Annotated in this window: 18 protein-coding genes and 1 tRNA gene; 15 read left to right on the plus strand and 4 right to left on the minus strand. The window is 36.3% G+C overall.

Features of this window, described 5'->3' with window-relative positions; all coding sequences use genetic code 11:
* The first annotated feature begins 11 nt into the window (after positions 1–11).
* From PLJ10_00140 to PLJ10_00190, 11 genes are read left to right on the plus strand one after another with little or no spacing between them, the layout of a single operon-like run.
* On the plus strand, positions 12–998 hold the full coding sequence (locus tag PLJ10_00140; GenBank protein HOK08050.1) for a MoxR family ATPase: 987 nt from the start codon (positions 12–14) through the stop codon (positions 996–998).
* A 24-nt stretch (positions 999–1,022) separates the two neighbouring features.
* On the plus strand, positions 1,023–1,904 hold the full coding sequence (locus PLJ10_00145; protein HOK08051.1) for a DUF58 domain-containing protein: 882 nt from the start codon (positions 1,023–1,025) through the stop codon (positions 1,902–1,904).
* Between the two features lie 22 nt (positions 1,905–1,926).
* A complete protein-coding gene (locus PLJ10_00150) occupies positions 1,927–2,862 on the plus strand; it encodes a hypothetical protein (GenBank protein ID HOK08052.1) in 936 nt (311 codons plus the stop codon).
* Positions 2,859–3,893, plus strand: coding sequence for a VWA domain-containing protein (locus PLJ10_00155; protein HOK08053.1), 1,035 nt, complete (start codon positions 2,859–2,861; stop codon positions 3,891–3,893). Before PLJ10_00150 ends, PLJ10_00155 begins: the two co-directional genes overlap by 4 nt.
* A gap of 22 nt (positions 3,894–3,915) precedes the next feature.
* On the plus strand, positions 3,916–4,974 hold the full coding sequence (locus tag PLJ10_00160; protein HOK08054.1) for a VWA domain-containing protein: 1,059 nt from the start codon (positions 3,916–3,918) through the stop codon (positions 4,972–4,974).
* Between the two features lie 2 nt (positions 4,975–4,976).
* Positions 4,977–5,699: a hypothetical protein gene (locus tag PLJ10_00165; protein HOK08055.1), complete on the plus strand. Its 723-nt coding sequence runs from the start codon at positions 4,977–4,979 to the stop codon at positions 5,697–5,699.
* A 1-nt stretch (position 5,700) separates the two neighbouring features.
* A complete protein-coding gene (locus PLJ10_00170) occupies positions 5,701–6,555 on the plus strand; it encodes a hypothetical protein (protein ID HOK08056.1) in 855 nt (284 codons plus the stop codon).
* A 1-nt stretch (position 6,556) separates the two neighbouring features.
* Positions 6,557–8,428, plus strand: coding sequence for a BatD family protein (locus PLJ10_00175; protein HOK08057.1), 1,872 nt, complete (start codon positions 6,557–6,559; stop codon positions 8,426–8,428).
* Positions 8,410–9,219, plus strand: coding sequence for a hypothetical protein (locus PLJ10_00180; protein ID HOK08058.1), 810 nt, complete (start codon positions 8,410–8,412; stop codon positions 9,217–9,219). Before PLJ10_00175 ends, PLJ10_00180 begins: the two co-directional genes overlap by 19 nt.
* Positions 9,216–11,912 carry a [protein-PII] uridylyltransferase gene (glnD, locus tag PLJ10_00185; protein HOK08059.1) on the plus strand — a complete coding sequence of 899 codons (2,697 nt, stop codon included), beginning with the start codon at positions 9,216–9,218 and terminating at the stop codon, positions 11,910–11,912. Before PLJ10_00180 ends, glnD begins: the two co-directional genes overlap by 4 nt.
* 5 nt (positions 11,913–11,917) lie before the next feature.
* The gene (locus tag PLJ10_00190) at positions 11,918–13,342 is read left to right on the plus strand and encodes a PDZ domain-containing protein (protein HOK08060.1); all 1,425 of its coding nucleotides are present in this window, start codon (positions 11,918–11,920) and stop codon (positions 13,340–13,342) included.
* Positions 13,343–13,355: 13 nt separating this feature from the next.
* On the opposite strand, the gene PLJ10_00195 is transcribed toward PLJ10_00190, so the two are convergent.
* On the minus strand, positions 13,356–14,306 hold the full coding sequence (locus tag PLJ10_00195) for a hypothetical protein (protein HOK08061.1): 951 nt from the start codon (positions 14,304–14,306) through the stop codon (positions 13,356–13,358).
* 124 nt (positions 14,307–14,430) lie between these two features.
* On the opposite strand from PLJ10_00195, the gene mnmG reads away from it, so the two are divergent.
* Positions 14,431–16,308 carry a tRNA uridine-5-carboxymethylaminomethyl(34) synthesis enzyme MnmG gene (mnmG, locus tag PLJ10_00200; protein ID HOK08062.1) on the plus strand — a complete coding sequence of 626 codons (1,878 nt, stop codon included), beginning with the start codon at positions 14,431–14,433 and terminating at the stop codon, positions 16,306–16,308.
* 3 nt (positions 16,309–16,311) lie between these two features.
* Here the strand turns inward: mnmG and PLJ10_00205 are convergent, their stop codons facing one another.
* Complete coding sequence (locus PLJ10_00205) at positions 16,312–16,896, minus strand: sulfotransferase domain-containing protein (GenBank protein ID HOK08063.1); 585 nt, start codon at positions 16,894–16,896, stop codon at positions 16,312–16,314.
* Between the two features lie 110 nt (positions 16,897–17,006).
* Here PLJ10_00205 and PLJ10_00210 point away from each other — a divergent pair, with 110 nt between their 5' ends.
* The 3 genes from PLJ10_00210 (at position 17,007) to PLJ10_00220 (ending at position 19,919) form a co-directional block, all read left to right on the plus strand.
* Positions 17,007–18,413: a trypsin-like peptidase domain-containing protein gene (locus PLJ10_00210; protein ID HOK08064.1), complete on the plus strand. Its 1,407-nt coding sequence runs from the start codon at positions 17,007–17,009 to the stop codon at positions 18,411–18,413.
* Positions 18,403–19,779 carry a PDZ domain-containing protein gene (locus PLJ10_00215; GenBank protein ID HOK08065.1) on the plus strand — a complete coding sequence of 459 codons (1,377 nt, stop codon included), beginning with the start codon at positions 18,403–18,405 and terminating at the stop codon, positions 19,777–19,779. The genes PLJ10_00210 and PLJ10_00215 overlap by 11 nt, the downstream gene beginning before the upstream one ends.
* A 64-nt stretch (positions 19,780–19,843) precedes the next feature.
* A tRNA-Gly gene (locus tag PLJ10_00220) sits at positions 19,844–19,919 on the plus strand.
* A 13-nt stretch (positions 19,920–19,932) separates the two neighbouring features.
* Here the strand turns inward: PLJ10_00220 and PLJ10_00225 are convergent.
* Positions 19,933–21,255 (minus strand): sodium:alanine symporter family protein, encoded by a 1,323-nt coding sequence (locus tag PLJ10_00225; GenBank protein ID HOK08066.1) that lies wholly within the window; start codon positions 21,253–21,255, stop codon positions 19,933–19,935.
* A gap of 37 nt (positions 21,256–21,292) precedes the next feature.
* The gene (locus PLJ10_00230) at positions 21,293–22,762 is read right to left on the minus strand and encodes an MFS transporter (GenBank protein HOK08067.1); all 1,470 of its coding nucleotides are present in this window, start codon (positions 22,760–22,762) and stop codon (positions 21,293–21,295) included.
* Positions 22,763–22,849 lie beyond the last annotated feature (87 nt).

Raw genomic sequence — 22,849 nt, forward strand, 5'->3', positions numbered from 1 at the left:
AGGAGATAAAAATGTCAACCAGTGTTCAAGCAATAAGAGCACGTGTAGAACGATATGCAGATTTGATGAATCGTGTTCGGCAGGAGATAAGTAAAATCATTGTTGGTCAGCAATATATGATAGAGCGAATGTTGATAGGATTGTTAGCCAATGGGCACGTATTATTAGAAGGGGTCCCAGGGCTTGCAAAGACGACAGCAGTAAATACACTTGCAAAAACATTAGATTGTTTGTTCCATCGGATTCAATTTACCCCTGATCTTTTACCAGCAGATTTGATTGGGACATTGGTTTACAACCCTAAAACGGGAGAATTTACCACGAAAAAAGGCCCGATTTTTGGGAATATAATATTGGCAGATGAAATAAACCGTGCCCCAGCAAAAGTTCAAAGTGCCTTATTGGAGGCAATGCAAGAACGGCAGGTAACGATTGGCGATAACACATATAAATTGGAAGAACCTTTTATGGTATTGGCAACTCAGAATCCAATAGAACAGGAGGGAACTTATCCGCTACCAGAGGCTCAGGTTGACCGTTTTATGTTGAAATTAAAAGTTACATACCCAAACCGTAATGAAGAAAAAGCCATTTTGGAAAGGGTCGATTTGCTTCACCAACCTTCTGTTTCCACAGTTTTGTCCAAACAATATGTTTTAGAAATGCGTGAAGTAGTAAATCAGATATATGTGGATGAAAAAATAAAAAACTATATTGTTGATATTGTCCAGGCAACACGTAATCCAGATGTTTTCGGGTTAAAAATAAATCATTTAATTGAATACGGTGCTTCGCCACGTGCTTCTCTTTACCTTCAACAGACAGCTCGGGCATGGGCATTCTTACAAGGAGAAGGGAATGTGTTTCCGCATGATATAAAAGTGATGGCACCTGATGTATTAAGACATCGAATTAAAGTGTCCTATGAGGCGGAAGCAGAAAATATTACCAGTGAGGATATTATTCAAAAGATTCTTGACCATGTGCCTGTTCCGTAATTAAAGGGAGTATCAGGATATATTATGTTGACCTCCGAAGTATTAGCAAAAGTCCGTAGAATACAAATACGGACAACAAAATTAGTGAACGAGATTCTTGCGGGCAGATATGAAAGTGTTTTTCGTGGGCAGGGTGTTGAGTTTAAAGAAGTAAGGGAGTATGTTCCAGGGGATGATATACGAAATATAGACTGGAATGTCACGGCGAGAACAGGTATTCCACACGTAAAAGTACTTACAGAAGAACGAGAACTAACTATTATGCTTGTGGTCGATGCAAGTGGTTCTCAACGATTCGGTTCTGTAACACAATTTAAGCTGGAATTGTCTGCGGAGGTCTGTGCGGTACTTGCTTTTTCAGCGATACAGAACAACGATAAAGTTGGTATGGTCGTATTTACGGATGATGTAGAACTCTTTTTACCACCTCGAAAAGGAAGAAAGCATGGATTAAGGGTTATTCGAGAGGTATTGTACCATGAACCTAAAAGTAGAATGACCGATTTAAACAAAGCATTGCAATTCTTAAGTCAAATATTGAAGAGGAAAACAATTATTTTTATCTTATCCGATTTTTATGGGAATGATTATGAAAAAACACTCCGAATTCTTTCACGGCGTCATGATGTTATTGCGTGTATTATTACTGACCCGAGAGAATTAGAATTGCCTGATGTAGGGCTCATATCTACTATAGATGCGGAGACAGGAAAAGAGGTTATTATTGATACTGCTAATAAATATTTGCGAGAGCAATATATGAATCGTGCAAAGGCAGAATATGAAAGAAAAAAGAAAATTATTTATCAATCTGGAGCAGAATTTTTAGATATACGTACAGATAAACCATACATTGACGAGTTATATCGGTTTTTTAGAGCTCGTGAAAGAAAGTCAAATCGTTAAACAGGGATAATATAAAACGATTATGTTGTTCAGTTATCTTTTAACTACATATATATTTGTATTGGCTAATAGCTCGGCTGTTGTTGAAATTACCGCACCGAAGATACCATGGTTTCGGTCATCAGAATATACGGTTCAAGTTGAATCTATGGGGAAGAGGGAATGTCCAGACTGGAAAAATGCTTATAAAGATATAGAAATAATAGAAAAACCGACACATAATGAAACTGATACAAAATGTAGTAAAAAGTTTTTATTAGACCCGTTAAAGGCAGGAAATTATTTAATTCCATCCGCAGTAGTTAAAGAGAATGATGGGAGTATGTGGAAAACATCAGCGTTTGTTTTAGAAGTGCGAGAACCTACAGAGGAGGAATTGAAAAATATCCAAAACACGGCAGGTGTTATTGAACCACAAATTAGAAAGTCATTAAAAGGAATTATCACAGTAATTCTTTTGATAGGCATACTAATGGCTGGATTGGCAACGGTAGTTTATTTTGTCAGGAAGCGAACTGGCTTAAAGCCAACCACCAGTGAAGTGATAGAACTGCCATGGGAAAAAGCATTTCGCCGATTACGAGATTTGAAATCTAAAGATTTTCCATCACAGGGATTATTTGAACAGTATTATGTCCAATTAACATGGATACTCCGTTATTATATTGAAGATAGGTTTAAAATTAATGCCCCTGAACAGACAACACCTGAATTTATAGAGACCACGATGAAGGAGAAAGTATTAACTACCGAACAGCAAAAGTTATTGGCATCTTTCCTTAAACATTGTGACCAGGTAAAATTTGCTAAATTAGTACCTACAGTGGAGCAGATGGAATCAGGATTTAATTTAGTATGGAATTTTGTAGAAGATACAAAATGTCCGCTTACGGATGATAAGCCATTAACAGCCAATTTACAAGCAACGGAAAAAGAAGTTATGGTAAGGGAACAATGAGTCCAATTCTACAAAATAAAGGAATGTTTTTTACTTACCCATATATGTTTTTATTACTAATTCCTGTATTTATTCTTTTTCTACTACAAATAAGAAAAGAAAGTACCGCCTCAATTGTGTTTTCTACCAATTCGTTAGTGTCACAATTGGTATCGTATACAAATGCCTGGCGTAAGTTTATAGCCCCATTATTAAGTTTTATTGCATTTATCTTCTTTATTATTGCTTTAGCAGGTCCTACGTATGGTGTGAAACTTAATAAAGACCGTGCTAATGTAATCGATATTATGTTATGCCTTGATATTTCAGGTAGTATGAGCCAACAGGACTATGTATTAGACCGTCGTCCTCGTGACCGTTTATTTGTAGCAAAAAAGGCTGCAATGCATTTTATTGAACATAGAAAGGAAAAGAAATCAAACCGTTTTGGATTAGACCGCATCGGTTTAATTCTATATGCAGGATTGGCATGGACACGTTGTCCGTTAACATTGGACTATGAAGTTTTGCTAAAAGCATTAGATAAGACCGATTTTGCCCCTCAGGAAAAGGATGGAACCGCAATTGGTTCGGCACTCGGGCTGGCAGTGCGAAGACTAAGTGAAAGTGAGGCAAAAAGCAAAGTTGTTATTTTATTAACAGATGGAATTAATAACCGTGGTGATATTACCCCCTTGGAAGCAGTGGAGATGGCAAAAGAGAAAGGAATCAAAGTATATACAATTGGTGCAGGAACTTCTGAATCAGGTTTATCAATGACAGCAGGTGGTATGATTATTCAAAATCAGCCTATTGATGAGGCATTATTACAAAAAATAGCAGAAGATACAGGTGGGAAGTATTATCGGGCTACAGATACTGAGGGATTATTAAAAGCATATGATGAAATTAGCCAGTTAGAGGCGACAGAAGTAGATATTGGGGATTTCTATGAATATGAAGAGGTCTTTTTACCTTTTGTGATAATAGGCACACTGTTTATGTTAGGTTCTGTTTATTCAAGACGTATTTTATGGGACCCTTTACCGTAAAGGAAGGAAAATAAAGAGTTATATGTATTTTGCATTTTCATGGAAATATTTACCGATTTGGATATTAATAACTGCCATTGTAATATTCCTTGTTATCTTCTCTCTGTTTAGGTTAGAAAAACAGAGACATAAGCGAATTCAGAAATTTGTGGAGTATACCCTTGTACCACGTTTATCTGTCGGTGTTAACCCCTTATTCCGTAAACTTACAATATTTGCGGTTGTGGCAGGTATTTTCTTTTTAATTTTGACTCTTGCTCAGCCTCATTGGGGCTCATCATGGGAAAAAACACAAAAATTGACACGTGATATATTGTTCGTTATTGATACTTCGGAGAGTATGTTAGCAGAAGATTTACCACCAAATCGTCTGGAACAGGCGAGACAAAAGGTATCTATTCTTATGTCCCGTTGCCCAGCAGATCGTTTCGGTATAATTGCCTTTTCGGGAGAGTCAGCATTGGTTTGTCCGCTAACATTAGACCACGCCTATGTAAAAACCATACTTCGTGCCCTTAATACAGATATGCTAAGCAAAGAAGGGACAGATATTTCAGACGCTCTTAATGAAGTTGAACAGGTATTTAAAGAGGATATTCAAAAGTCTGGGGGAGGTGATAAATATGCCCGTGCTGTAATTATTATGAGTGATGGGGAAGACCTTTCTGAAAATGTGGAATTAAAAGCAGAGTCTTTGGGTGAAAATGTTTCGCTTATTGTTTTAGGGATGGGGACACCTGAAGGAGCAGAAATAAAATTTCCAGAATGGATGAAACGATATGTACGAACATCAAATTTAAAACAAGTACATAAATCTGTTTTAGATGAGAAAAAATTAAAGGATATTGCTATTAAAGGGAACGGATTTTATGTCAGAGCGACCATGGACGACTCAGATATTAATTTGATATTAAACGAATTAGAGAAAATTAGATTGTATTATCAATCAGATGAATTAAGGTACCAAAAAGTGAATCGCTATCGTTGGCCTTTATTTATTGCATGTATTATCTTCTGTTTTGAAAATGTTTTATGGCTAATGATGACATACAGGAAAAACACATCATTTCAGGTGGGTTAAATATGAACACTTTTATAATAGAAAAACTAAAAATTGTTTTGCTAATAGTTCCTCTGTTTGTGTTTCTTGTAAATTTTGACATACCTGCTGATGATGTCTACAAAGTCTGGGAAAAGTCTCGTAGTTTAATTATGGATGGAAAGATGGAAGAAGGTTGGAAGTTATATGAAGGAGTGTTGATAAAAAATCCGAAAGATATAAATGTAGTTTTAGGTGCTGGATGTCTAAGATATTACCAAGCAGAAAAGAGTTTACAAAACAAGTCTACTGATAATATAGCGAATTATGTAAAAGAAGCGGAACAGAACTTTAATACGGCTGTGCTTCTTGCAGATAAACCTGAACTAAAATCTAAAGCGTTATTTAACAAAGGGAATTGTAGTTTATTGTTGGCAGATTTTCAAAAGAGTAATCCTGAGGCAATACAGGAATGTGTTACACTATATCGTAATGCTGTTCAATGTTATCGTGAAGCCTTAGAGATACAGCCTAATTTTAGCGAGGCAAAAAGAAATTTAGACCATGCGTTATATGAATTAAAGCAATTACTTCGTCAATCTCAGGAAAATAAACAAGACAAGGAGAATGAGCAAGATCAAAAACAGGATTCTGAACAGAAAACAGCAACTATGTTTTTGAACACGAGAACAGAAGTTCCTGACGCAGAAGTACATGTATTAGAGGAACAACCTAACGTTGTAGAATTAAGAAAGAGAAATAAATAATATGTATAGTAAGTTTAAGGTTAAAATGTTAGGATGGAATTGTCAAAGTAACAAGAGTGTAAAAATTGTTATTATAAGTTTATTTCTCATTGCGAAGTCACTATTTGCAGATAATAGTGTGCCTCCATTATTAAGTAAGCCAGAAGATATACAAGAATCCCAGAAGCCTGTCGAGGCAGAAGTTACAGCTGTAAAAATAATGGGAGAGCAGGGGAAAAACGTTCCTGAAGAAGAAAGTAATAATGGTAATGCTAGCCTTTTGGAAGGGAATGAAGCAGTATCCTTCATCTTAAAAAGATTGGGTGTCAATGGCTTTGATGTGATATATAAAGATAAGCAAACGATACAGGATGGAAATCTATCAGAACTCCAATTCCCGATAAATGAAGGTATTAAGTTCTTTATCCAACCTCAAGGTGGAAAAGAAACGGGTGTTTTTGACCTTAACACACGAGTTCAGATGGAAGTGGAAGGGAATTGGTTAAATATAATAGAAGCCATGGCGAAGGCAAAAATAGGAGACCCACTTGTTTATAAAGGTATTTCCAGAGAAGGGAATGATTATATAATTATATTGACCTTGGTTCGTGATAGTGAAAAGAATCAGCAAGGAGGGAATGATAATCAACAAGAGGGTCAAGATGATAAGGATCAACAGGAGCAGAAAAAAGAAACTCAAATGGAGGAAAATAAGGAAAATAAAGAAGAAAAAAAGGAAGATGAAAAGAAAGAGGATGCTAACGAGAAAAAACAAATTGAGTTATTACTGGAATCTCTTGAAGAAATAGACCAGAAAGAACAAAAAGAGATGTTGAACGACCGAGAACGTATTATGTTACCTGATAAATGGTGGTAGAATGAAGGTAAAGATTTCTAAAAATAATAGTTTTTATCTTTATCGTTTTGTAATGGACTTCATTATTCTTTTCATTTTTATAATGCAGGTATGTTTTTCTGTTGATTCTCCAATTCAGGTTCAAGTTGAACCTTCCGAAGTAGGGGTAGGTGAAAGTTTTGAGGTTACAGTGATTGTTCGTGGTTCGAATGTAGGGGAACCAAAATTTGAGGTTTCAGATGGTATTCAAATATTGCCTGATCCAGTATATTCAGGAATGAGCACAGAAATACGAATGACATTTGGACAATCTCAAATTATAACAACAAAAGAACGTCGCTATCGTGGAATAGCTAATAAAGAAGGAGAATGGTCTATCCAAGTGTCTGTGTTTGTAAATGGGACACAGCAAGAGTCACCAGATGTTAAAATTAAAGTTGTTCCCGCTAATTCTGCAACACCAACCAATCCCCAAACGCCTTCATTACCTCAAAAACAACAGAAAACTCCCTTTACCCGTAGAGGGCAAACAATTTCGCCTGGACAAAGGTCGGCAAATAATGCTGAATTAGATAAAATATTGAAAGTTGAGAGTGAAGTATCAAAGAAGATTGTATTCCAAGGTGAAGTTTTAACATTAATTTTAAGGGCTAAAATACTTGAATCGCAAAATTTTTCATTGAGGACAACTACTGGAAATATTCCAGATTTGCCTGAATTTGAGGGCTTTTATGTGGGTAAGATACAACAAAATAGTCGACGAGAAAATACGACAGAGGGAATGTATAAGATTATAGAACTTGTAATCCCAATTTGTCCAAAAAGTGTTGGTACTTTAACAATAAATCCATGGGTTTGGGACAATTGTTATGTCCAATATAGTACATGGGGTTGGCCAGAAACTTACCCAATTGTTAAGAATTCAGAACCAATAAATTTGGAGGTTAGACCTCTCCCTCCTTCTCCCGAAAATTATTTTGGAGCTATAGGCAAATATACTTTGACGTCAAATGTATCTCAGACGGAAGTAAAGGTTGGTACTCCAATTTATTTGTCTATGACGTTTCGTGGTGAAGGTTACCCAGATTTTTTAAGACCACCTGCAAAACCTAATTTAGATTGGGCATATATATCTGACCCAGAGGTTGTATTGGTAAATGCAGAGACATGGGATAATGTTGAAAAGACCTTCCGATTTTCTATTACTCCAATGAAACCTGGTGATTACCAGATACCCTCCATTGGATATGACTATTTTAATCCACAGTTGGGACAATATGCTTCACTTCGAACAAATGCATTTCCACTAAGAGTGATAGGGGATGCTTTGGAAGGGAATAATGTAATAACAGCAGGGGGAACTCCAAGGATTGAGGCAAAAACAGTGGATGTTGCCAATTCAGAATTATTACCTATCATAACGGAAGGGGTAAATTTAAAGCCAGTGGGTTCACATAAGAAACTTATTCCCTATGTTATTTTTATATTTCCACCTATTTTATCAATTTTATCTTTGGGATTAGGTTTTAGAAAAGAATACTTAAAAAATAATCCTATATATCGAAGGAAAATATATGCTTATGAAAATTGCATAAGGAAATATGATGAATTGCGGAATATGGGCAATATATCTGTTGCGGTAGAACAGGCATTAAAGCAGTACATAGGTGATATATTTGGGGTTGTTAACACTTCGGGATTGACTTCAGATGATGTCGAAAAAATAATAAACGATAAAAGAGTAGACCGTTCATTGAAGGATAGGATATTGAAAATACTTAAAACGTGTGAACGAATACGTTATAGTGGGGCTATTGTTTCACAAGAGGAGAATAGAGGTTTAGAAGATGGATTCCGTGCTCTCGTTGAGGAATTATGGAGAGTGATGAAATGATGGTAGTTTGTAGTTTATATGTGTTTATCAGTTTTAGTTTAGGGGCTGGAATTTATGACCAGTCATTCCGTGAAGGCAACGATGCATATTATAAAAAAGATTTTTATACTGCAATACTAAAATATGAAAAATTGGTTGAATCGGGGGTTGAGGACCCTGTCCTCTTTTATAATTTAGCCAATTCATATTATCATTGGGGTAAGAAAGGAATGGCTATTGCCAACTATGAACGTGCACTTGAGTTAAACCCTTCTTTCAAAATGGCAAAAGAACAGTTATCAAAAGTGCTGAACGAGACAAAACGTAACTTAGCCGTTCCTGAAGAGCCAATGTGGTGGAAATATTTATTTATATGGCATTATGGCATTAGTCAAAAATGGACATGGAGGATTGCTTTATTCTTATGGGTTTTAGGTTGGATAATATTAGGATTTATTCTATGGCAAGATAAATCATTACGAAAAACGTTATTTATTGGAGGTTCTTTGATTTTAACTGTAGGGATTATCTTTTTTATGTCTGGTGTTATTAAAATATTGTCTCCTCCATTGGGAGTTATTATTGTGACGGAATGTTCTGTACATATTACACCTTCGGATAATAGTCCCCCACGATTTAATTTATATGAAGGAGACCGAGTTCAGGTCGAACGTGAAGATGGCGAGTGGATGTTAATTCGAACCGTAGATAATGAACGGGGATGGATTAAAGACAAGGATATATTTATTTGGCGAGCTCCATATCGGACTGTTTCACAAGAGTATTTAAATGAAAAGAAAGAGATGTCGTGAAAAATTTTGTTGAAATTTTGCAAGGTTTATCTTTATCTCCACATGACAGGATGTCGCGAGATGAATATTTAGAATCTGCCCAAAACTTTTATCTCTTACGATGGAAAGAGATTGAAGAAAAACATCGGCAAGGTTTTTCAGGTAGGAGTATTCTTAAACAATTATGTGAGAGTGCTGATGTACTTATCGAGGGCTCTATTTTTTATAGTATTAATGAGACAGGATTAGGAAAGAATTTTTTAGAAAAAGTAACATTGTGTGCGTTAGGTGGATATGGTAGAGAAGAGCTTTCCCCTTATTCCGATTTGGATTTATGTCTCCTACATTCAGAAGATGTCAATCTCAAAGACATAGAGGAATTTATTCAAATTTTTACTACAATCTTATGGGATATAGGTTTACAAGTAGGTATATCAGTTTATACAGTCCCAGAGGCTATAAAACTTATAGAAGAGGACCCAAAGACATTTACTTCTTATTTACATATTCGTGAGATTATAGGAAATAGTTTGTTATATGATGTTATGAAGAGTGAATTGGGAAAAATTCCAGAAAATGTAAAAGCAAAAATATTTGAATTGATTTTGCAAAGGCTAAATGAATCTTTTTTACAATCAGGTCGAGATTTATTTTCCAGCGAACCCGATATTAAAGAAAGTGCAGGAGGATTAAGAGATTATCATGCAACATTATGGGTTGTAGGCTTAGAAAATAGACCTGCAAAAAATCTCGATGATATACAGAAAAGTAATTATATAGAAAATTCTGATTATTTAGTTCTTTCAGATAGTCTTGATTTTTTATGGAAAATAAGGAACGAACTCCACTTTACGAAAGGCAAAGCATGGGACCTATTAACCTTTGAGATGCAGTATCATATATCTCAGGTATTTAATTATAAAGATTCTGCTGAAGAAGCCATTGAACGATTTATGCAGGACTTTTATTCTGCGACACGCCAAATTCGATGGTTATTTGAATATATTGTTCGTAGGGTAGAACAAAAAAAATATGTGCATGGGGTGTATGAGTTATCTACAAGTGGATTAGATGAAAAATCAAACTATGTTATCTATAACAGATATTTAACACCTAAAATAGATGATAGTAATTGGTTCGTAGAAAATCCTGTTCGGATAATGGAATTGTTTTGGGAAGTTTCTCGCAGAAAAATACCCTTAGGATATACTTTTCAAGATTGGATACAAAAGTATTTATATCTGATTAATGATAGTTTTCGGAGTAATGAAGTCGTTACCAAATACTTTTTAGCAATTTGTAGTACACCTTTATCAGCTGGGTTTACTTTTCGTGAGATGGAAAAATTAGGGGTGCTGTCCCAATATCTGCCTGAATTTGGGGCTGTTCAGGGGATAATTCGTTATAAAAATTTCCATAGTTATCCTGTTAATGAACATATTATAAGAGCGGTTGAGGCTCTTGAAAAAATACCTCATTTAGAAGGTACTATCGGTGATGTATTACGGAAAACATTGAAAGAGATTGAACAGCCAGAATATTTAATATTATCAATTCTTTTGCATGATTTGGGAAAAGTTGAAGGAGAAAGTCATATCGAAGCAGGGGTTCAGATAGCGAGAACTATATGTAGTCGTATGGGGCTTAGTGATGATGATATAGAGCATGTCGCTTTTCTTGTAGAGAATCATCAACTTATGATAGATGTCGCGTTAAACAGAGATATTGATGATATTGAGATAATCCAAGCATTTTTATCTGTGGTAAATAATGAGAAATATATAAAAGAATTATTAATTATGAGTTATGCTGACCTTTGTGCAGTAGGTCCAAATGTATGGAACGAATGGAAGGGTTCCCTGTTAATAAGACTATTTTTAAAAACACTTGCAGTAATAAATCAAATATCTGTTCAAGATTATTCACAGGAAGAGTATTTTATCAAACGGATAGAACAGATTGTTGAGAAATCACCTAATATAAACCGAGATGAATTGGAATATCATCTAAATTCTATGGGCTCAGGTTATCTGGATGCATTTTCTCCAGAAGAAGTCATTATACATATTGGCTGTGTGTATGAAGCACAACGAGAAAAATTAGCGATTCGTTGTTGGTCAAATGACAGTATCGGTATGAGCCATTTTGTTATTGCAACGCGTGATAAACGGGGACTATTTTCACAAATTGCAGGATGCTTTGCTTCACAACTTATTGATATATATAGTGCTTCTTTATATACACGGGAAGATAACTGGGTTGTAGATTGTTTCCTTGTTCGTGATGCAGTCCAACAAAGGCCTTTAACAGCGGGGCAAATATTAGCTATAGAGAAGACGTTGAGGTCAGTGATTCTTGATGGTAAAGATGTTCAGGTTCTTGTTGATAAAACACGAACTAAATTGTTTGCCTTAAAAAAGTCAACAGCTCCACTTCGTACTTATATCCGATTTGATAATAAATCTTCTGCTTTTCATACTGTTATAGATATTGAAACAACTGACCGAACAGGGTTGCTTTATGACATTGCCTCTGCTTTTTCTATTATGGGTATGGATATATTTATAGCCCGAATTAATACTGGGGCATACCGTGTTCGTGACTCTTTTTATGTTCAGTTTCAAGGTGCTAAAATTACACATAGAATATTGCAAACGGCTATTCGTGCTGGATTATTAGAGTCTATCGACTCTTCAACCACTAAACAGGAGTAAAAAACATGAAAAAAACACTCTATTTTTGGTCATTGTCAATTTTTGTCTATTTATTATTTTTTAATTTGTTATTTGGAATATGTTATGCAGATATTTTAGAGGAGATAGAAAACAAGTTTATTGAGATTCATGAAAAAGTAGGTCGCTCTGTTGTAAATATCGAGAGAGAGTCGCAGGTCAGTTCATTGGGAGTAGATAGAGAAGAACTTTTTAAACAATTCGGTCTTCCTCTTCCTGAAGGTGAGAAACTTCCTAAAACACCGCCTCCAAAACAGATGCAAAAAGTAATGGGAACAGGTTCTGGTTTTATCTATTCAAAAGATGGATATATTGTAACAAACAACCATGTAGTAGAAGATGCTGATAAGATTACCGTTAAGACGGTATCAGGCAAAAAATACCCTGCGAAAGTGATTGGCACCGATTCGGAAGCTGACCTTGCGGTGCTTAAGATTGAACCAGAAGAAGAGTTAATACCTGTGGTTCTTGGTGACTCAGACCAGTTGAAGGTAGGGCAATTTGTAGCGGCAATTGGTAGTGCTCGTGGGCTTGAAGGTTCCGTTTCATTTGGTCATATTAGTGCGTTAGGTCGTGAAAACTTAAGGGAGCTTCAACTTCAAGGGTTAACATTTCAGCACTTAATTCAGACTGATGCGGGGATTAATCTTGGAAATAGTGGAGGTCCATTAACTAATATAAAGGGGGAAGTGATAGGTATTAATGTGGCTCTAATGTTAGGTGCAAATCGTATTGGTTTTGCTATTCCGATAAATACAGCAAAACGCGTTATCCCGCAGTTAATACAATCTGGCAAAGTGATCAGGGGGTATTTAGGGGTTGCTGTGTCTGATGCGGAACGCTATTACAAACCGTTAAATATGCCTTCCCAACGTGGTGCCTTTGTAAAAAGAGTCCAGCCAGGGACACCTGCCGAAAAAGCAGGGATAAAAGTTTATGATGTTATCTTGAAAGTAAACGAGCACGAGGTTGAAAATGCTCAAGATTTGGTAAACACGGTGTCATCATATATGCCTGGAACAGAGGTTACACTTGAAATTTGGCGAGATGAACAGACAGTTTCATTGCCTATCATACTTGGAGAAAGAAACCTGCAGGTAACTCAATCAATCCCACAAAAAATAAGTTTTTTGGGTATGAATTTTGGTGATGTAAATAAGCAACAACAAGAAAAGCAAGGTGCAGAATATAATGGTATTTTAATTGAGTCCATAGAAGAGGGAAGTCCCGCAGAGGATGCAGGTTTACTTCCCGGCGATATTATTATTGAAATCCAGAGAAAATCAGTTTCATCTATTAATGACCTAACATCTATTATGTCAAGTTTAATAAGTGAAAATAAGCCTGTAATTGTTCGCTATGTCAGAGGAAAAGAAGAACCAGATATTACTGTTATTGAAGTGGCACAGTAAGTAAAAGGACAAGTTATTTTTTTACGGTAATTTCGTAGACTGTTCTGAAAAAAGAATCTGGATGTCCGTTTTTTGGACTTTTTGCAATGCACTCGACAGTATATTTCTTTTCAGCATTGAATCTTAATGTAATCTGGTTCGAGGTCTCTTTTTGGACGGTACCATCTACTTTCCATGTATACGAATTATATCCTTCTATGGCGGATAATTTTACAGGTTGTTTTAGTGTTGCTGAATATAAAACAGGAGGGTAAGCAACCACTGTCGTTTTAGAACTTGCTTTACCCAAAGGAATATCAGCATCTCTTTCCTCGACTTCTATAATGTATTCGCCAGCCTCAGGGAAAGTATATTCAAAGTTTATTCTCCCTTCACCTTGTGTTATTACTTGATTATTTATTCGCCATACGTAGAAATGTTCAGGGTCAGTAGCAAGCTGAATTTGTAATGTTTGGCCTTCATAGTACATTTCTGGAACATTGATGCTAAGATTAACTCTATTGGAACGAGAGGCTAAACCGAGTCTCTGTTTTAGTTCTTTTACTGTGATTCCTTCACGTTTGGCACGATTTTCTAATGTATCGGGGAGTTCATCTAACGGTGCATATACAGTTATAAGATATTTCCCGACCGATGTCTCAATGGATAAATCATAGGTTCCTGTTTCCAACAATGCAGGCTTTACAAGAATACCACCCTCTATAGGTTTTAGTGTTATCATGTGATTGTATTGGTTGGAGCCAGCAAGAAAAGACCACCGCTTTATATTTTCTTTTTTTAAGGGTTGATTATTAAAGAAAAGGTTTATTTGAACTTCCTGTTCTAAATTATGGAAGGTAATTTCTTCGGGAATGGCTTTTAATACTGGTGATTGAGCATTTAATGACAGATGAAGAATAACGGTTATTATGAATAAAATTGCATATTTAATAGTTTCTAATTTAAAATTTTTATGGTAAATCATCTTATTACTCCTGTTTCGAAGGTATTATTGTATTTACGTAGTTATTTCCATTGTATCAAAAAAATTAAATTATATCTAATAAAAATACAGATTGTTTTGACTTTCTGTTGACAAAAGAGGGAACATGAATATCCGAGATTTTGATATTATTGTTGTGGGGGGAGGTCATGCAGGGATTGAAGCCTCATTGGGCGGAGCCCGACTGGGTTACCGAACAGTTATGATTACATTGCAAATTGATAATATTGGAAAAATGTCGTGCAACCCAGCAATTGGTGGGGTTGCTAAAGGGCAGTTAGTGAGAGAAATAGATGCACTGGGCGGAGAAATGGGACGTTGTATAGACCGAACAGGAATTCAGTTTAAAATGCTAAATCGTTCTAAAGGTCCAGCAGTGCATTCGCCGAGGGCACAAGCAGACCGAACTCTTTATCAATTAGATATGAAACATATATGTGAGATGCAGGAAGGTTTATATTTGAAACAAGGAGAAGTGAAAGATATTCTTGTTAATAAAAATGAAGTTGTTGGTGTTCGTTTGACTACTGGTGAAGAAATTACGGGTAGGACTGTTATTGTTTGTACGGGTACATTTTTATCGGGTCTATTACATTTTGGTATGCACTCTATTATTGGTGGTCGAGCAGGAGACCCACCTTCTGCTTATTTGAGTGATTGTTACCGTAGGTTAGGTTTTGATGTTCAACGGCTTAAAACAGGGACATGTGCACGAATTCATCGCCGTAGTATTTGTTTAGATGGCTTGGAAGAGCAAAAAGGGGATGAGAAACCCAGACCATTCTCATTTACAACACCGATAGAAGGTTTTAACCCCAATAAAATTTCCTGCTGGATTACCCATACCAATGAGCGAACCCATGAAATTATCCGTAAAAATTTAGACCGTTCCCCATTATATTCTGGGAAAATAACAGGGATAGGTGTGCGTTATTGTCCGAGTATTGAAGATAAAGTGGTTAAATTTCCAGAGAAGACAAGTCACCATATTTTTTTAGAGCCTGAAGGGATAAACACAGCCGAAGTATATGTTAATGGACTATCTACCAGTTTGCCAGAAGATGTTCAATTGGAAATGTTACATTCGATTAAAGGTTTGGAGAATGCAGAAATTATACGTCCAGGTTATGCAGTGGAGTATGATTTTATACCGCCTACTCAATTAAAACTAAACCTTGAAACTAAATTAGTTCATGGTTTATTCCATGCGGGGCAGATTAATGGTACGTCGGGATATGAGGAAGCAGGTGCACAAGGATTGTATGCATTATTGAATGCTGTGCGTTATCTGGAGGGAAGAGGACCGCTGATTATTGGGCGTCATGAAGCATATATAGGGGTGATGGTGGATGATATTGTGACGAGAGGAGTAAAGGAACCGTATCGACTATTTACGTCAAGGGCTGAATATCGATTACATCTTCGCCATGATAATGCGGATATAAGATTGGCACATTATGGATTCAGGAATGATGAAATAATTGAAAGGGCACGGAAGAAACAAGATGAAGCAAAAAGGGAAGTAGAGAGATTGGAAAAGTTTGTTATTACACCAAATAAGCAAATTAATGAATGGTTGATGAGTTTAGGAGAACCTCCATTAAGCCATCCCACAACCGCAGGTATTTTAGTAAGAAGACCTAAAGTGTCTTTACGCGACTTTTATAATTTTTTCCCGAGAGATACAAAAATGTCGGTAGAGGCAGAAGAATTGGCAGAAATACTAATCAAATACCATGGGTATTTTGAACGGGAAGAAAAGATGGTTGAGAAGTTTAAGAAGTCTGAAAATATGCTAATACCTCAGGATTTTGATTACGATTCGGTCGAAGGGTTACCACGAGAAAGTAAGCAAAGATTAAAAGAGGTAAAGCCTTCAAATTTAGGGCAAGCATCACGTATTCCTGGGATTCGTTCGTCTGATTTGGTAATTTTACATCTGTGTTTAGAACGATATGCAATGATGCGCGAAAAGACGGAATAAAATTTATTGCCCTTTACATCGGTATAGTTCAGGGTTAATCACCGACTTCATTTTTTCTATGTCAAGTTCACCATCGAGGAAATGAATTATTTTCATAATAGTGTTATCGGTGTCATGGAAAAGATTTGAAAACTCTATTTTTAAGATTTTTAAATACGGATTTATTTGGAGTAGATTTAGAGTTTGTTGGATATGTTTTTCATAAATTTTGTATAAGTCTTCACTTTTTATTTGTTCTAATGTTAAATGTGTTTTTCTTGTTATCATTTTTTGTTGCGATTCAATAATTTCTTGAATAGAACGCATCATGAAAATAATTCGTGCAGGAAACTGGATGTTCAATTTAGCAAGAGTTGGAGAAACAATTTTTACTGCATAACCTTGATATGAATTGAGCCAGGAGAGGTCCGAGTTTTTTGTTAATGCTTTTATTTTAGAGTGCTCATAATAACCATAGGGATTGTTATTATCGGGTAGTCGTTCAGAGTCGAACAATAATGGTATTCCACCAGCATAGAGAATTTGCATAACGAGGGAAGTTCCCGAACGGGGTAAACCTGATATAATAATTAAGTAATCTCGTTTCATATTGATTTAGATAGACAATTTATTTTTAGTAATATTTTGCTATATTTAATCGTTAAATATAAAAACACTTACTTTTCCAGATAATTTAGGTAACGACATAGGAACTTATTATGAAAAACAAACGAAGGAATTTAGGTTATTTTTTTATAGTTAGTTGGTTTACATTTTTTCTTTTAACTCAAGTCAATTGTGCTACATTTTCTTATGGAAGTGTGTCACAAAACAAAATATTTAAGGCAAAGGAGAAAGTTATTCCTGCTTTAGTTCATTTAAATCCTATAAAACCAGTATATACGTTAGGTAAAAAAGAAGAAGTAATAGTTATTGGTAGTGGTTTTATCATCTCCTCGGATGGTTATGTTATTACGAATGAACATGTGGTAGGGGAGAGCAAGAAGGTGAAGTGCATTTTAAGTGATAAACGAGAGGTTGATGCTGATGTTATTGGTACAGACCCCTTTACAGATATTGCTGTGTTAAAACTTCCTGCAGATGAGAAGTATCCGTATGTGGTTCTGGGTAATTCTGACAAAATTGATGTTGGTGGAATTGTCTTTGCAATGGGTAGTCCTCATGGGCTTGCTCGTTCTGTTTCTATGGGAATTATCAGTATGACAGACCGCTATTTGGAAGACCAACGCGGTGTTATTTCAATGTTTAATAATTTTATCCAAACCGATGCGGCGATAAATCAAGGGAATAGTGGTGGGCCGTTAGTCAACCTTAAAGGTGAAGTTATAGGTATCAATTCGAGAATGCTAATAGGGGCGGAAAATGTTGGTTTTGCAATTCCAATTAATATTGCCAAGGAGGTAGTGGATAGTATTATCAAAACAGGTAAAGTACAAAGAGGCTGGGTAGGAATAAATTTGCAAGAAATGAAAGCAATAACAGAAGATATGAATCAAAAGGGAGTTGTTATCTCTGATGTGGAAGTGGACTCACCTGCATATAAAGCAGGAATTCAGTCTGGGGATATTTTGGTTGCGGTTAACAATGAATCTATTCATGCACGATTTCAGGAAGATTTGCCCCTTGTGCGTAAAAAACTTGCAGATTTAGAGCCTGGCAAGGAAGCACAATTAACTGTGATGCGAAACGGTGAGACGAAAGATTTTCATTTAATACCAGAGGTATATAGTCCTTATAAGGGACAAGAAGTTGAGTTCACAGAATGGGGGTTTACTGCATCCGAAATAACCAATGAGATGTTAAAACGATTAAGAATACCAAATAGAAACGGAATATATATATCTGGGGTACAGGATGGAAGCATTGCCAAAAATTCTGGTTTGCTTGCAGGTGATGTCATTTTAGAATTTGAAAAACAACCCGTAAATAATCTCGAACAGTTCCTGAAATTATATCAGGACGCTATTGAAACCAATAAACAAAAGATACTGTTGTTTGTTCAACGAGGAGTTGTTACGAGATTTATTCTAATAAAGGATATGAAGGTTGATGGATTAACGATAAAAGGTATTGAGGAAAAACGGAGAAATTCTGATGAGCATTAATTTGTTTGTTGCAGTAATATCCATTCATAGTGTAATTTTAGGTTTTACATCACAGCAATTAGAGACGATTTATAAAAAAGTCTCCCCATCAGTGGCATTAATTCAATATTCATCAGAGGTTATGAATCAAATTACAGGTGAGGTATCCCGTAGAGATGGGAATGCATTGGGTTTAATTGTTTCTTCCGATGGCTTGGTTATGGTGCCAGGGTTCGTTGAGACGGAGAATATCGAATCCTTTAATTTTAGGGTTCGAATTCAAATTAATAATGAGGAGAAGGAATTTAATGCTACAAAATTGAAGAAACCTGATGATATAAATGTATTGTTTTTAAAAATTGAGAATAAAGAAGGAATTAAATTCCCTTTTGTATTATTTGCTAATGACCCCCAATTAAGAGTTGGTTCTGCCATTGCTATGGTAGGTGTTTTAGGGGAGACATTGGATAACGTGCGTTGTATTACGACTGCACATATAGGGGCTATTTTAGAAAAACCGCGGTTAACATATTGTATTGATGAAAATGTCAGGCTGGGGTTTGTTGGAGCGCCTGTGATAAATGAGCAAGGGGATGTGGTTGGTGTTATTGGATTTGATTTGAGTAAGGCAGAAGGAGGCGAGGTGTATACTCGTAGTGGGCACCCATTGGTATATCAGTATGAACTGTTCAAGAAATATTTAGAAGAACCACCTAAAATCCAATTAAAAGAAGATGAACAAGAGGCATGGCTTGGCGTGATAACTCAGCCTTTAACTGACGATTTCGCAGAGTACTGGGGACTTCCTAAAGAAGGGGGACTTATTGTAGCTACAGTCGTTAATCCTTCCCCAGCCTCAGAATGTGGATTAAAAGTTGGAGATATAATTACCAATTTTAATGGAGTACCTATCCATGCAAAATATGATAGCGATGTTACTGGTTTTACAAAATTAGTTCGAGAGGCTGGGGCTGGAAACCATGTAAAGATTGAAATTTTGCGAGATGGGACACCTATGACATTGACCACATTGCTCAGTAATCGCCCAAGACGGTCTTATGAAGCGGAGGAATATGAATGGGAATCTGTTGGACTAACAATTCGTGAGATAACCCCAGATTTAAGAATAGCGTTAAGCATAGATGAATCTGTTCAAGGAGTGTTTGTTTATCGTGTGAAATCAGGGAGTCCAGCACAAGTCGCAAGATTAACCCGTGGTTTTATTATTCAATCTATTGGGAATTATCCTATAAGTTCTATTAAAGAATTTAAGGAGTTAGCTAAAGTAATTGATGAAAGAAAACCTAAAGAAATTACAGTGTTTGCAAAAATAGGGAATATCTCTGGATTCTTCAGGATTCAACCAAGGTGGGGTGAGTCAGAATAAAATTTTTGAATGATGTAATTACTTGATTTTGTGTATTAATTTTAATATAATGTATTTGAATTGAGCGGGATTAACTCAGTTGGTAGAGTGCCAGCTTCCCAAGCTGGATGTCGCGGGTTCGAGACCCGTATCCCGCTCCACTTTTTTATAAGTTTATTTATGTTTGAGAAAATCTTGTGTCTCATGGATAATTAACGGGGTTAAAAAAACAATAGATATTAAATTAGGGAGAGCCATTAATGCATTTGCAATATCTGCTAATGTCCACACAATATTTAGTTTTAAGTTGGCTCCTATAAATACTGCAATTACCCACATCCAGCGGTATATAAAAATCCTCTTTGTTTTGAATAAATATTCCCAAGCCTTTTCTCCATAGTATGACCAACCTAAAATAGTTGAATAAACGAATGAAATTAAAGCAATTGTTAACACTATGGGACCGAATATTGGATAACTACTCCATGCAATATTTGCTATTTCTATTGGTGATGATGATTTACTCCAAGCCCCTGATGAAACTAATGTGAGTCCAGTAATAAAGCAGATCACGACGGTATCCCAAAATGTGCCTGTTGCGGATACAAGAGCCTGTTGGACAGGATGTTTTGTTTTTGCAACAGCCGCAACAATAGGGGCACTTCCTAATCCCGCTTCATTAGAGAAAAGACCACGAGCAACACCAAACCGAACTGCCTCACGGACACCTGCCCCTAAAAAACCGCCTATTGCAGATTGTCCTGTAAATGCAGATTTGAAAATTAGAAGGAGAGACTCAGGAAGATGATGATAATTAATTATTAAAATGCCAATACATCCAAAGAGATAAAAAACCACCATAAAAGGAACTAACATTTCACATACACGGGCAATACTTTTTATCCCTCCAAGAATTACTAATGCAGTAAGGAAGGCTGTGATAATCCCTGTGATTACAGAGGGCAGTCTAAATGTATTTTCAATTGTTTGAGACATTGCATTGGACTGAACCATATTCCCTATACCAAAAGAGGCTATCACAGTAAATAGAGCAAAAAGCACGGCTAATATTTTAGAGTTAAGCCCTTTTTCTAAGACATACATAGGACCGCCTACAAATTCGCCGAATTCATTTTTATCTCGAAACTTGATAGATAGCACAGCTTCGGAGTATTTTGTAGCAAAACCAAAAACTCCTGTTAACCACATCCAGAAAACCGCTCCTGGCCCACCTGCTGAGATTGCGGTTGCAACACCTATTATATTTCCAGTGCCAACAGTAGCGGCAAGAGCTGTCATCAGCGATGCAAAATGACTAATTTCCCCAGGTTCTGATTGGGGTCGGGCTAAAGAAAAGCGTATTGCTGTTGTGATATATCGTTGGATAAATCGTAGTCTTATTGTCAGGAAGATATGCGTTCCTAATAGAAGAACAATGGCAGGATAGCCCCATACATAATTTGATATTGTTGATAAAAGTTGTTCTATCTCTTCCAACGAATTTATATCCTAAACAATTCTATTTGAGAACCCGCTAACCGACGATTTTTTCAGCTTTATAGCCACCTTGCATGACATCTCGTCCATAAATTAGCCCAAAGACAATCACAAGAATAATGCAAAGTGCGGAAACATATCGGAAAGCAATTCGTCCTCCATAGAGGTCAGCAGGGTTGAGTAGTTCCTTAGCGGATTTGCCGATATTTGCATTTTCAGGGGCTAATAATTGGATAGCCCTAAGGAGATTTGCGGTTTTAATCTCTGGAAGTTTATTGTTAGTCTTATAGTAATTTTCAATGTTTTTGGCTTCGTTAATTAGGTTATCGATAGCTATTTGCTCACGTTCAGGTCTACCCTTCTTATAATCAGGAAAAACTTGTGATACTTCTTGTACAATTGCAATAGTTTTCTGTAACTCAAATTTTTCATGTCCATAGTAATCCGCTACTCTACCCATTAAGGGTATTGTTATAAGTCCAACAGCCACATTCCCAGCCACTCCTAATAATGCAAGTGCAAATTCACCACCTTTGGGGACTCTTTCTGATGCAACACCTAACATAGTAGGCCAAAAATAACAAACGCCGAGAGCGAAAACCGTATCGGCTATAAAAATAGATGTATAACTATTTGCAAAACTGAGCATATAAAGTCCTATACCTGATAAGATTGCTGAGCTTAACAACATTCCTGTTGGGGATAACTTATTTACAACAGGTCCTGAAAATTGTCTTAGCAATGCCATTAGTAAACTTGTCCAAACTAAGACTAACATTCCTGGGATTCCTCCAGATTCAAGAACCGCAGGTATCCAACGGTTAGGACCTAATTCCACAGATGCAGTCATCATCATGCAAATAAATAGCAAAATGAAAAGGGGTCTTCCCAATGTCTCTTTTATCATTTCGCCAAAACTTACGCCAGATTGAGCTCGTTCTGTTTCTGGGAAGTTTTCCATAAGCATAATAACAGCGTAAGCGAACGTAGGTATTAAAATAGAACCAACTTTAAGTTGCCAGGAAGTAATCCCTACTTTGTCAAGGAAATAACACAGTAAACCGCCAATAACTATTCCTCCTGGAAACCACACATGGAACTGATTTAGTTTTTGTGTTTTTTTGTCAGGATATAGTGTGGCAACTAAGGGATTGCATGCCCCTTCGACAAGTCCGTTGGCAAATGCAATTGTAAGTGCCCCGAAGAATAGCATCCAGAAGCCATTTGCAAAAATCATGAGTGAAATCCCGCTTACGAAGAAGACAAAAGCTAATCGAAGTAGGAAACGAATGCCTAATACCGAGCATAAGGGGCCGAATATTAAAATAGAAATTGGGAAGCCCCAAAGGCCTGCTCCACCTATCCATCCAGCCTGTTCATTGGTTAGTAAAAATTGTTGTTTTAATGGGTTCATAATGGCACTTAATACAGCAAATGTCATGGCTGTTGCTACCAAAGCGGTACAGCTTCCTACAAACAGTTTTGTCGGTTTAATTTCTTGACTCATATTAACGCTCCTTATAAGTTAAATTATATTTTTTATATATTCATTAAATTGCTTTCAGTTATAATAAATTGAAAAATGTCGTTGCAT

The sequence above is a fragment of the Candidatus Hydrogenedens sp. genome (assembly GCA_035361075.1).
GTDB lineage: Bacteria > Hydrogenedentota > Hydrogenedentia > Hydrogenedentales > Hydrogenedentaceae > Hydrogenedens.

What these genes read in the sequence shown, in the direction of transcription:
- PLJ10_00140 (HOK08050.1), top strand. Translation starts at nt 12, where the DNA reads ATGTCAACCAGTGTTCAAGCAATAAGAGCACGTGTAGAACGATATGCA.
- PLJ10_00145 (HOK08051.1), top strand. Translation starts at nt 1,023, where the DNA reads ATGTTGACCTCCGAAGTATTAGCAAAAGTCCGTAGAATACAAATACGG.
- PLJ10_00150 (HOK08052.1), top strand. Translation starts at nt 1,927, where the DNA reads ATGTTGTTCAGTTATCTTTTAACTACATATATATTTGTATTGGCTAAT.
- PLJ10_00155 (HOK08053.1), top strand. Translation starts at nt 2,859, where the DNA reads ATGAGTCCAATTCTACAAAATAAAGGAATGTTTTTTACTTACCCATAT.
- PLJ10_00160 (HOK08054.1), top strand. Translation starts at nt 3,916, where the DNA reads ATGTATTTTGCATTTTCATGGAAATATTTACCGATTTGGATATTAATA.
- PLJ10_00165 (HOK08055.1), top strand. Translation starts at nt 4,977, where the DNA reads ATGAACACTTTTATAATAGAAAAACTAAAAATTGTTTTGCTAATAGTT.
- PLJ10_00170 (HOK08056.1), top strand. Translation starts at nt 5,701, where the DNA reads ATGTATAGTAAGTTTAAGGTTAAAATGTTAGGATGGAATTGTCAAAGT.
- PLJ10_00175 (HOK08057.1), top strand. Translation starts at nt 6,557, where the DNA reads ATGAAGGTAAAGATTTCTAAAAATAATAGTTTTTATCTTTATCGTTTT.
- PLJ10_00180 (HOK08058.1), top strand. Translation starts at nt 8,410, where the DNA reads ATGGAGAGTGATGAAATGATGGTAGTTTGTAGTTTATATGTGTTTATC.
- PLJ10_00190 (HOK08060.1), top strand. Translation starts at nt 11,918, where the DNA reads ATGAAAAAAACACTCTATTTTTGGTCATTGTCAATTTTTGTCTATTTA.
- PLJ10_00195 (HOK08061.1), bottom strand. Translation starts at nt 14,306, where the DNA reads ATGATTTACCATAAAAATTTTAAATTAGAAACTATTAAATATGCAATT.
- mnmG (HOK08062.1), top strand. Translation starts at nt 14,431, where the DNA reads ATGAATATCCGAGATTTTGATATTATTGTTGTGGGGGGAGGTCATGCA.
- PLJ10_00205 (HOK08063.1), bottom strand. Translation starts at nt 16,896, where the DNA reads ATGAAACGAGATTACTTAATTATTATATCAGGTTTACCCCGTTCGGGA.
- PLJ10_00210 (HOK08064.1), top strand. Translation starts at nt 17,007, where the DNA reads ATGAAAAACAAACGAAGGAATTTAGGTTATTTTTTTATAGTTAGTTGG.
- PLJ10_00215 (HOK08065.1), top strand. Translation starts at nt 18,403, where the DNA reads ATGAGCATTAATTTGTTTGTTGCAGTAATATCCATTCATAGTGTAATT.
- PLJ10_00230 (HOK08067.1), bottom strand. Translation starts at nt 22,762, where the DNA reads ATGAGTCAAGAAATTAAACCGACAAAACTGTTTGTAGGAAGCTGTACC.